The 10380-nt window shown below is 64.2% G+C and carries 8 protein-coding genes and 1 pseudogene; 6 read left to right on the top strand and 3 right to left on the bottom strand.

Translation table 11 applies throughout. The features are described from left to right. A pseudogene (locus WA702_RS18140) lies at positions 1-1095 on the top strand (flotillin domain-containing protein); the annotation flags it as partial. A 427-nt stretch (positions 1096-1522) separates the two neighbouring features. Here WA702_RS18140 and WA702_RS18135 read toward each other — a convergent pair. From WA702_RS18135 to WA702_RS18125, 3 genes are read right to left on the bottom strand one after another with little or no spacing between them, the layout of a single operon-like run. Then, positions 1523-3082 carry an MDR family MFS transporter gene (locus tag WA702_RS18135; RefSeq protein WP_425111914.1) on the bottom strand — a complete coding sequence of 520 codons (1560 nt, stop codon included), beginning with the start codon at positions 3080-3082 and terminating at the stop codon, positions 1523-1525. 4 nt (positions 3083-3086) lie between these two features. Further along, positions 3087-4232, bottom strand: a complete 1146-nt coding sequence (locus WA702_RS18130; protein WP_425111913.1) for an HlyD family secretion protein — start codon at positions 4230-4232, stop codon at positions 3087-3089. Next, positions 4225-4704 (bottom strand): MarR family winged helix-turn-helix transcriptional regulator, encoded by a 480-nt coding sequence (locus WA702_RS18125; RefSeq protein ID WP_425111915.1) that lies wholly within the window; start codon positions 4702-4704, stop codon positions 4225-4227. Before WA702_RS18125 ends, WA702_RS18130 begins: the two co-directional genes overlap by 8 nt. 182 nt (positions 4705-4886) lie before the next feature. Between WA702_RS18125 and WA702_RS18120 the strand changes: the two genes are divergently transcribed. The 5 genes from WA702_RS18120 to WA702_RS18100 all read left to right on the top strand — a co-directional run bounded on the left by WA702_RS18120 (position 4887) and on the right by WA702_RS18100 (position 9536). Continuing rightward, the gene (locus WA702_RS18120) at positions 4887-5378 is read left to right on the top strand and encodes a Fur family transcriptional regulator (protein ID WP_425111912.1); all 492 of its coding nucleotides are present in this window, start codon (positions 4887-4889) and stop codon (positions 5376-5378) included. 67 nt (positions 5379-5445) lie between these two features. After that, entirely contained in the window at positions 5446-6381 is a 936-nt protein-coding gene (locus tag WA702_RS18115; RefSeq protein WP_425111911.1) for a DMT family transporter, read from the top strand. A 13-nt stretch (positions 6382-6394) separates the two neighbouring features. After that, positions 6395-7681 (top strand): flavodoxin-dependent (E)-4-hydroxy-3-methylbut-2-enyl-diphosphate synthase, encoded by a 1287-nt coding sequence (gene ispG / locus WA702_RS18110; protein WP_425111910.1) that lies wholly within the window; start codon positions 6395-6397, stop codon positions 7679-7681. 325 nt (positions 7682-8006) lie between these two features. Further along, positions 8007-8903: a TauD/TfdA dioxygenase family protein gene (locus tag WA702_RS18105; RefSeq protein WP_425111909.1), complete on the top strand. Its 897-nt coding sequence runs from the start codon at positions 8007-8009 to the stop codon at positions 8901-8903. Positions 8904-9191: 288 nt separating this feature from the next. Beyond that, the gene (locus WA702_RS18100) at positions 9192-9536 is read left to right on the top strand and encodes a GNAT family N-acetyltransferase (RefSeq protein ID WP_425111907.1); all 345 of its coding nucleotides are present in this window, start codon (positions 9192-9194) and stop codon (positions 9534-9536) included. Positions 9537-10380 lie beyond the last annotated feature (844 nt).

Genomic DNA, 10380 nt, shown 5'->3' with positions numbered 1-10380 from the left:
CCGCGACAATGAAGTGGCGATCGCGCAGAAGGATCTGCAGGCGCGGCAGCAGACGCTGGAGATCGAGCGCACCAAGAAGGAGGCCGAGCTCAGCCAGGAGCGTGACATCGCCAACAAGACGGCGAGCACGCGCGCCGAGGTGGCGAGCGCGACCCAAACCGCTTGGCTCACGGAAGAGAATGCCCGTATCGAAGCCCAGCAGAAGATCGCGCAACGCGAGGCCGAGGCGTTGAAGGTGCGGGAGACCGCCGCGATCGAATCCAACCTCTCGATCAACAGGCGCAAGACCGACGCCGACCGCGAGATCCGGATCGCGACCCAGGACAACGACATCCAGATCGCCACCAAGAGCAAGGAGACCTCGGAGGCGCATGCGGTTGCGAAGGCGGCCGAGGCGCTCGCCGTGTCGGCCGAGGAAAAGGTGACGACCGCGCGCGCGCTCGAAATTGCCGACCGTGAACGTCAGACCGCCGTGATGGCGGCGCGAAAAGAGGCCGAGCAGCGCTCGACCGGCATCACGGTGGCGGCCGAGGCCGAGAAGCGCGCCGCGGTCGATCGCGGCGAGGCGGCGAAGACGCTCGCCACGCCGAGGCCGAGGCCAACAAGATCAAGGCGGTCGGCGTGCGCCAGATCGGTGAGGCCGAGGCTGCCGTCATCCTGTTGAAGAACGAGGCGCAGAACAAGCTCGGCAGCAATGTGATCGATTTTGAGCTCGCCAAGCAGCGGATCGCGACCATGCCCGCCGCGCTCGGCGAGATGGTGAAGCCGATCGCCAATCTCAAGGATGTCCGCATCCTGCACACCGGCGGCATGCTCGGCGGCAACGGCAATGGCGGCGGCAATGTCGGCTTCGGCGAGGGCCTCGCCGGCGAGCTGCTGCGCGTGCATGCACTGAAGCCTTTGATCGACGAGATCTTGATTCAGTCCGGCTTCGCGCCGGGCGACGACCCGGTCAAGGCGCTCGCGGGCGTGGTGCTGCCGAGCAGCGACGGCAGGAGCGAGGCCAGAGGAGACCTTAAGGGCGACGTCAAGGCGAACCTTCTCAAGGCCAACGTCGTCAACGACAAGCCGCTGCCGTCATCACCGCAGTCGTGAGGTTGGTGTCGTGCGGTTCGATGTCGCGCCAGGCCGAGTGCCACCCTCCCCTGGAGGGGCAGGGTCGCTCGCGCAAGCGAGCGGGTGGGTGATGCCGCGGCAGCCGACCAGGCCGTGAGATCACCCCACCCCGTCTCACATTCCGCTGCGCTTCACGTGAGCCGACCCTTCCCCTCCAGGGGAGGATGAGAGCTTCTTCCGTCATACTGTTTAGTCGGAGAATAAAAACCCCGGGAGTGGGGGCGGCGCTGGAGGTGCCGCCGCCCCCACCCGGCACGTCATGGCACGGAAGTCCATGAGGCGCGGCCCTCCGCGAACAACTGGGGCGCGGAGGATGAGGGGTCGTTAAACCATAGCCCGAAACGTGACGGACTTGCGCCCCTGAAAAGATCACGTTTGCGTCAGCTTTTCGATTCCAAAAACCTCGCTACTCGATCACGGCATGGTCCGCAGGCGCCGCCTGCGCGCGCAACGCCGTTTTGCTGGAGCCGATGATGACGGCGAGCGGGATCGAGACCAGGATGAAGCTCATCACCAGCTGGTAGTCGTGCGAGAAGGCCAGGATCTGCGCCTGGATCGAGAGCATGGCGTCGGCCATGGCGCGGCCGGCGTCGCTCGACATGTTGATCATGCGTGACACGTCCGGCATCTGCAGCGCATGATTGAACGGCGTAATGTGCTCGTTCAGGATGGCATGGTAGCGCCGCGCACCTTCGGTCAGCTGGGCAATCGCGATCGAGATGCCGATCGAGCTCGCGACGTTCCGGACCAGGGTCAGCATCGAGGTGCCGTCGGTGCGCAGATAGCCGGGCAGGCTGAGGAATGCCACCGTCGACAGCGGCACGAACACGAGGCCGAAGCCGAAGCCCTGCATGATGCTGACGCCCACGATCTCGGGCACGCCGGTCTGGTCGGTCCAGCCGGTCATCCTGAACAGCGACACCGCGGTCAGGCTGAGGCCGGTGATGATCAGGGTCCGCGCCTCGACATAGCGCATCAGCCGGCCGACGATCATCATCGCGACAAAGGTGCCGCAGCCGCGCGTCGCCAGCAACATGCCGGCGGTAATGATGGGATAGCCGATCACGTTCTGCAGATAGGGCGAGGCCAGCGCCATGGTCGAGTACAGCACCAGGCCCATCACGATCATGAACACGCAGCCGCCGACGAAATTCTTGTCCTTGAACAGCTCGAAGCGAACGAACGGCCGCGCCGTGGTCAGCGAATGCGCGAAGAAATAATAGAAGCCGATCGCCGCGATGATGAACTCGATGATGATCTCGCTGGATTCGAGCCAGCCCTGGTCCTCGCCGCGATCGAGCGCGATCTGCAAGGAGCCGATGCCGATCGCGAGCGCGACGAAGCCGAACCAGTCGAATGTCAGTTCGGTATTCGGCTTGGTCTCGTCCATGAACGCCAACAGCCCGAGCACAGTGATGATGCCGAACGGCAGATTGACGAAGAACACCCAGTGCCAGGAATAGGCTTCGGTCAGCCAGGCGCCGAGCGAGGGCCCCATGATCGGGCCCATCATCACGCCCATGCCCCAGATCGACATCGCCTTGGCCCGCTCATGCAGCGCGTAGGAATCGAGCATGACCGCCTGCGACAGCGGCACCAGCGCGGCGCCGAACACGCCCTGCAGCAGGCGGAACAGCACCATCTGGTTGATGTCTTGCGCCAGCCCGCACAGCACTGAGGCGATGGTGAAGCCGGCCGAGCAGATGATGAAGGTGCGCTTGCGGCCGAACCGGTTGGCGATCCACCCCACCGGCGCGGTCATGATCGCCGCCGCGACGATGTAGGAGGTCAAGACCCAGTTGATCTGGTCCTGCGAGGCTGACAGCGTGCCCTGCATGTAGGGCAGCGCGACATTGGCGATGGTGGTGTCGAGCGCCTGCATGATCGTCGCCGTCATGGCGCAGATCGTCACCATGTTGCGGCGGAAGCCTGGAACGGCCGAAGGTGAAATCGCAGGCGCGCTCATCGCGTTACTCGGCCTTCTCGGCGGCGTGCGCTCTGCCGAGCAGCCCGGCCAGCGAGCGCTCGTGCTTGGTGTCGATCGAGACGTTGACGCTCATGCCGGCCTTGAGCTTGGCGACGAACTTGTCATCCTTGTCGAAATAGATTCGCACCGGCACCCGCTGCACCACCTTGACGAAATTGCCGGTGGCGTTCTGCGGCGGCAGGATCGCAAACTGCGCGCCGGTGCCCGGCGACAGCGAGCCGATGGTGCCCTTGAAGGCGTGGTTCGGGAAGGCGTCGACGTCGAGCTCGACGGTCTGGCCGACGCCGACATAAGTGAAGTCGCTTTCCTTCAAATTGGCGTCGACCCAGGGATCGGCGATGTCGATCACCGAAAACACCGGCGTGCCGGCGGTGACGAAGCGGCCGAGCTGGATCTGCTCGACCTGGGTGGCGATGCCGGCCATCGGCGCCCGCAGCACGGTGTGGTCGAGGTTGCGCTGTGCCTCCTCGAGCTTGGCCTTGGCCTGGACGTAGGGCGGGAACTGCTCCAGCGGCAGGTCGGTATTGCCGAGCAACTGGGTCTTGGCGCTCGAGATCTGCTGCTTGATGAACTGCACCTGCGCGCTGGCGGTGACAAAGGCCACCGAGGCGTTGTCGAGATCGAGCTGCGAGCCGTAATTGCTCTTGGCGAGCGTCGACTTGCGATCGACGTCCTTCTGCTTCAGCTCGACGCCCTTGGTGGCAAGATCCAGCATCTGGTCGTAGATCTTGATGTTGGCGAGCAGGTTTTCATAGGTCGTCTGGGTTTGCGCCAGCGCCGCCTTGGCCTGGTCGACCGCGAGCCGGTACGGCACCGGATCAATCTCGAACAGCTCGTCGCCCTGGTTGACTGGCTGGCCTTCCTTGACGACGATCTTGGTGATCTTGCCGGAGATGTCAGGCGTGATCAGCACCTTCTGCGCGCCGACATAGGCGTCGTCCGTCGTCACGTAGCGGCCGCCGTTCAGATAGAGCACCAAGCCGCCGACGACGGCGACGATCGGCAGCACCACCAGGAGAAGCGTGCGGCGATACCGCCTGAAGCCGCGCTTCTGCGGCACTGGCGCGATGGCTGGCGCGGGAGCGCCCGCTTTCTGGTCGGGAGCGAGTTTCAGGGCTGGCTCAGCCATAGTGCTGTTCCTTTCGCTGTTCCTCGCAGAGGGACTGGAGGGCATTACGGAGGTTTTCTTTGATGTCTTCGAGCTGGGTCATCAGCCGCTCGGCTTCAGTGGGCGGAATACCGTCCAGCGCCGTCGCGGTAATCTCGGAGCGCAGGCCGCCCAGCTTGGCGAGCAATGGCTTGGCCGCTTGCTTCAGATGGAGCCGGTTGACGCGGCGGTCGGTGTCGTCGCCGCGGCGCTCGATCCAGCCATTGTCGCACAATTTGTCGATCAGCCGCGTCAGGGTGATCGGCTGCATCTCCATCTGCTCGGCCAATTCCGTCTGCTTCATCCCCTCGGTGCGCTCGACCTTGGCGAGCACGGCCCATTGGGCGCGGGTGATGCCATAGCGGCTAGCCGCCTTGTCGGCATAGGCACGCATCAGGCGCTGCAGTTCGGCGAGCGTAAACAGGAAGTTCATGTCCACGGTGTCGTGGGTCATCGGTCCGCCGCTGGTCAGGGAAATAAGCTTTGGCTCCAATAAGCCTGGAATATAATAAGCAAGCTCATTAATTTTTTCTACCTCGCCGGTCCGGCTGTTTCGGAGTGCAGCTCCGAATAGGATGCATGGCTGACGCGGGTCGCTTTGGCGGTCACGGCCAAGAAATGTTAGGATCGCCGGCGATGACCTCTGCGAAACCGGCTTTTCCATCCCCCGATCACGATCATGGCCGCTGCACGGCGGACGCGATCGACCACGCCGAGCATGTCTGTGCGCAGCGGGCACAGAAATTCACGCCACTGCGGCGCCAGGTGCTGCGGGCGCTGCTGTCGAGCCACCGGCCGCTCGGGGCCTATGAGATAATCGAGGAACTGGCTCGGGCGGCGCCGCGTCCGGCCCCGATCACGGTCTATCGTGCGCTGGATTTCCTGATGGCCAACGGACTGGTGCACCGGATCGAGAGCCGGAACGCTTATCTCGCTTGCGCCCATGACCACGACAGCACGGCGCTGGTGGCATTTTTGATCTGCGAGCGCTGCGGCGCGGTCGGCGAGATTCCGGCTGCGTCGATTGCCGACAGCCTGAGGGCCGCCGCCGGTGCCTTGGGCTTCGCGTCCAAACTGTCGGTGGTCGAGATCACCGGCACCTGCGCGCATTGCCAGCAGGCGGCGTGACCGCGATAACCTCAAATAAGAACAAAAACGCCAAAACGCCCGGGAGCAAATGTCCCTAAAACCATCGATGTCGTCAGCAGCCCGTCCACTCGATCCGGGCGCCATCGCCCTGATCCTCGTGCTTTGCCTGACCTGGGCTTTCAATCAGATCGCCATCAAGCTCGCGCTGCCTGAAATCCCGCCGATGCTGCAGGCCGCCCTGCGCTCGGCCGCTGCGCTCCCGGTGCTGTTGCTGCTGGCGCGGATTCGCGGCGTGAAAATGTTCGAGCGCGACGGCACCTTGGGCGCGGGCCTGTTCGCCGGCGTGCTGTTCGGCCTCGAATTCGTGTTGATCTACCGCGGCCTGCAGCTCACTTCGGCCTCGCGCGCGGTGGTGTTCCTCTATACGGCGCCGTTCTTCGTCGCGCTGGGCTCGTTCCGCTTTCTCGGCGAGCGGCTCGGCCCATCGCAATGGGGCGGGCTTGCCTTGAGCTTCCTGGGCGTGGCGTTGGCGATGGGGGTGCCGCAGGCCAATGTCGACGGCAAGGTGCTGCTGGGCGACCTGCTGATCGTGCTCGGCGGCATGCTCTGGGGCGCCACCACCGTGGTCGCCAAGGGAACGCGGCTGCGGTTCGCACCGCCCGAGAAGGCACTGGGATACCAGGTCGCAACCTCAATCCCGATCCTGGGCACGGCGGCCTTCCTGTTCGGCGAGCGGATCACCCACATGCCGAGCCCCTTCGTCATGGGACTCATGGCCTGGCAGGCATTCTGGGTGGTCGGAACCACATTCACGATCTGGTTTGCGCTGGTGAAGACCTATTCCGCCAGCAAATTGTCGGCATTCACCTTCATCACCCCTTTATTCGGGGTGGTGGCGAGCTATTTCATCATGCATGACGCCCTCACGCTCGCCTTTGGCGGGGCCGCGATCCTTGTGATCGCAGGGCTTTTCCTGGTTAACCGGCCCAATCGCAAGCCTGATGCCCCGACTGATCCATTGCTGAATGTCATCAAAACCTGATATCCGAGGCCCCATGAACAAGCCCGAGATCCTGCCTCAAACCGATATCGCCGGACCTTTGCCCCGGCATCAGACCACCCAGGTCATGGTCGGCAACGTCGCCGTCGGCGGCGGCGCGCCGATCGTGGTGCAGTCGATGACCAACACCGACACCGCCGATATCGACGGCACAGTGGCCCAGGTCGCAGCGCTGGCGCGCGCCGGGTCGGAGATGGTCCGCATCACGGTCGATCGCGACGAGGCCGCCGCCGCCGTCCCGCACATCCGCGACCAACTCGCCAAGCGTGGCATCGATACGCCTCTGATCGGCGACTTCCATTACATCGGCCACAAGCTGCTTGCCGAGCATCCGGCCTGTGCCGAGGCGTTGGCCAAGTATCGCATCAATCCCGGCAATGTCGGTTTCAAGGACAAGCGCGACACCCAGTTCGCCGACATCATCGAGATCGCCAACAAGCATGGCAAGCCGGTGCGCATCGGCGCCAATTGGGGCTCGCTCGACCAGGAGCTGCTCAGCAAGCTGATGGATGAGAACGCGGCCTCCGCGAATCCGCGAGATGCCCGCGCCGTGATGCGCGAGGCGATGGTGCAGTCGGCGCTGCATTCGGCGGCCCGTGCCCAGGAACTCGGCATGCCGAAGGAGCGCATCATTCTGTCGGCCAAGGTCTCGGCCGTGCAGGATCTGATCGCGGTCTACCAGGACCTCGCATCGCGTTCGGACTATGCCATCCATCTCGGCCTCACCGAGGCCGGCATGGGCTCGAAGGGCATCGTCGCTTCCTCCGCCGCGCTCGGCATCCTGCTGCAGGGCGGCATCGGGGACACCATCCGCATTTCGCTGACGCCGGAGCCCGGCGGCGATCGCACCCGTGAGGTGCAGGTTGGCCAGGAACTGCTGCAGACCATGGGCTTCCGCACCTTCGTACCGCTGGTCGCGGCCTGCCCGGGCTGCGGCCGCACCACCTCGACCACGTTCCAGGAGCTGGCGAGCTCGATCCAGGGCTTCATCCGCGACGAGATGCCGACCTGGAAGACGAAATATCCCGGCGTCGAAGCGCTCAACGTCGCGGTGATGGGCTGCATCGTCAACGGCCCCGGCGAATCCAAGCACGCCAATATCGGCATCTCGCTGCCCGGCACCGGCGAAGCGCCGGCCGCGCCGGTGTTCGTCGACGGCAAGAAGTTTCGCACCCTGCGCGGCCCGACCATCGCCGCCGACTTCAAGGCGCTCGTCATCGACTACATCGACCAGCGCTACGGCGCAGGTGCGAAGGTGGCCGAGGTGACGGCGGCGGAGTAGTCAACCGGAGCAGGCTCAGGGTTCGGTGCACCCTCTCCCCCTGCGGGAGAGGGTGGCAGCCTCAAGGTGATGCGAAGCATCGCCGGGAGGCTGCCGGGTGAGGGGTTCTCTCCTCCTCGCAGATCCGCGATTGCCGCGCCGACCCCTCACCCAAGCGAGGATGCCGCGGGCTGCCGTGTAGCCCTCTCCCGCAAGGGGAGAGGGCGCAATCATTGGCATAGCCAACTTCCGGCGCTTTAGTGCTCAGCCATGCGAAGGCATGTCGGATTGCACTTCCTTTCTCACGCGCTACCATGCTCCTCAATCAATGAGGGAGACCCGCGCCATGAGCTCGCTCGCCGGCAAGCAGGGGCCACGCTATCGGCATATCGCGGATGATGCCGCGCCGTACGAGACCATCGGCATCGACAAGCTCACGCCCATCATCGGCGCGGAGATTTCCGGCGTCGATATCGGTCGGCTCGTCTCCGGCGATTCCAGCCCGAACCGCCAGATGGACGAAATCCATCGCGCGCTCGCCGAGCATTCCGTGATCTTCTTCCGCGACCAGCGCATCACGCCGGAGCAGCATCTCGCCTTCGGCCGCCGCTTCGGCGAGTTGCATATCCATCCCGCCGCGCCGCATGACGGCTCCGATCCCGCGCTGATGACGATCTACGCCGACAAGGATTCCCCGCGCGCCAATGGCGAGGGCTGGCACTCGGACGTGTCCTGCGACGTCGAGCCGCCGATGGGCTCGATCCTGCACATAAGGCAGTGCCCGCCGCACGGCGGCGACACGCTGTTCGCCAGCATGTATGCGGCCTATGAGGCGCTGTCGGATCGCATGAAAGCCTACCTCGATGGCCTCACTGCGCTGCATGACGGTGAGAGCGTCTATCGCGGGCTCTATGCCAATTACGGCGTCGCCGACCGTCCGGCCTATCCGAGCGCCGAGCATCCGGTGGTCCGCACCCATCCGGTGACCGGCCGCAAGGCGCTCTACGTCAACCGTGGCTTCACCCGCCACATCATCGGCGTCCCCAGAGACGAGAGCGATGCCATCCTCGCCTATCTCTACCAGCACGCCGAAAACCCGCTATTCCAGTGCCGCTTCCGCTGGACCGAGAACGCCATCGCGTTCTGGGACAACCGCTGCACCCAGCACCGCGCGATGTGGGACTACTGGCCACATACCCGTTCGGGTACGCGCGTGACCGTGAAGGGGGAGAGGCCGGTGTGAGGTGCGCTCTGTCCGAGCGAGGACCGCTGTAGCCTGGATGAGCGAAGCGACATCCCGGATGTTGCGGAGCCCCGCATATCGCTGGCTTCGCTGGAACGGTTGGCAGCGGGGCTGAAGGTGTAGGGTGGGCAAAGGCGCGTCGCACGCTGCTCGTTATCGCTGCGTGATGTTGCGCGCCGTGCCCACCATCTTGCTTGTGGCGCGGGCACGGCGCGCGCGAGAAGCGAATACAGCAAGCATTTTGCCATGCGCGTTTGCCCACCCGACGACTAGCTGAGGAGATGGGCAATGAATCTCGATGTTCGCGAGATGGCGCTCGGCGAAACCGGCATCGTCATCGACTATTTTCATTCGTCGACGCCGGAGCACCTGGAAATGATGGGCGTCGATCCCAGCCGGTTGCCGGCGCGAACGGCCTGGGCCGGACGCTTCAGGGAGCTTGATGCGCTGCCGGTCCCCGGGCGCCCGAACTTCTATGTCATCTGGCGTCTCGACGGTCGCGCCATCGGGTTCTCGAGCTGCGACAAGATCGTATCCGGCAGCCACGCCAACATGCATCTGCATGTCGTGGTGCCGGAGCTGAGGCAGCAGGGCGTGGGTGTCGAATGCGTTCGCCGCACCGTCGAGATCTAGCTCCGGACCTTCGCGCTGAAGCAACTGTTCTGTGAGCCCAACGCCTATAACGGCGCGCCGAACCGCAACGTGCAGAAGGCCGGCTTCAAATATGTAAAGACCTACAAGACGGTGCCGGGTCCGCTCAACTATCATCAGGCTGTAACGCGCTGGGTGATCGAACGCTGAAGCGGCGGCTGCCGACTGCACTTCAGATGTTGTCCCGGCGGACGCTGCGACCCAAAGCCACCTTCCGTCGTAATTTACCGCGATGCCGCTCCAGCTTTCGCAACAATCATCAGTGGTGATGGGTTCGGCTCACGGCAGGAATGACACCATTCATTTCCTTGACTAATCGCATCTGATCGACGGCGGCTCAGCCGATTTGCGCCACGAGCGCACTTTACCAAAACCTGCCCGATCCTTCCGTAAAAAAGAAATCGCTTGCGCCGTCGGGCAAATCAGATGCACATTTCCGCGCGTCACGGCTCGATCAAGAGGGGCGCTTCGCGATCGTCACGAACGTTGAGCCGGCGACGCGGTGGACGCGATGTATCGCAGTGGACGATCAGTTCACGGACGAACGATACGGCGCGGACGGCGAAATCGCATGGTCCTGGCATCCCGGTGCTGATGCCAAGTTCGCAGCGCTCGACGGGCGCACGGATGACGGGGGCAATAACGCCGGTCCCCGGGGAGAGTGCGTATAAGCCGTAACACCATCGCGCAGGGAGGGCCGGGAGGCGGATTCAATCGGTCGTCGCAACACTCCTGGATCTGGAGGTTGCGATGACTATTCGAAGGAAGCGATCAACTCGGGCGGCCCTGGGTTCGCTGGGACGCCCGTCTGTTGCGGGGCGTGCTG

It is taken from the genome of Bradyrhizobium sp. (assembly GCF_049798375.1).
Taxonomy (GTDB): domain Bacteria; phylum Pseudomonadota; class Alphaproteobacteria; order Rhizobiales; family Xanthobacteraceae; genus Bradyrhizobium.
This window is presented reverse-complemented; position numbering and strand designations above follow the sequence as displayed.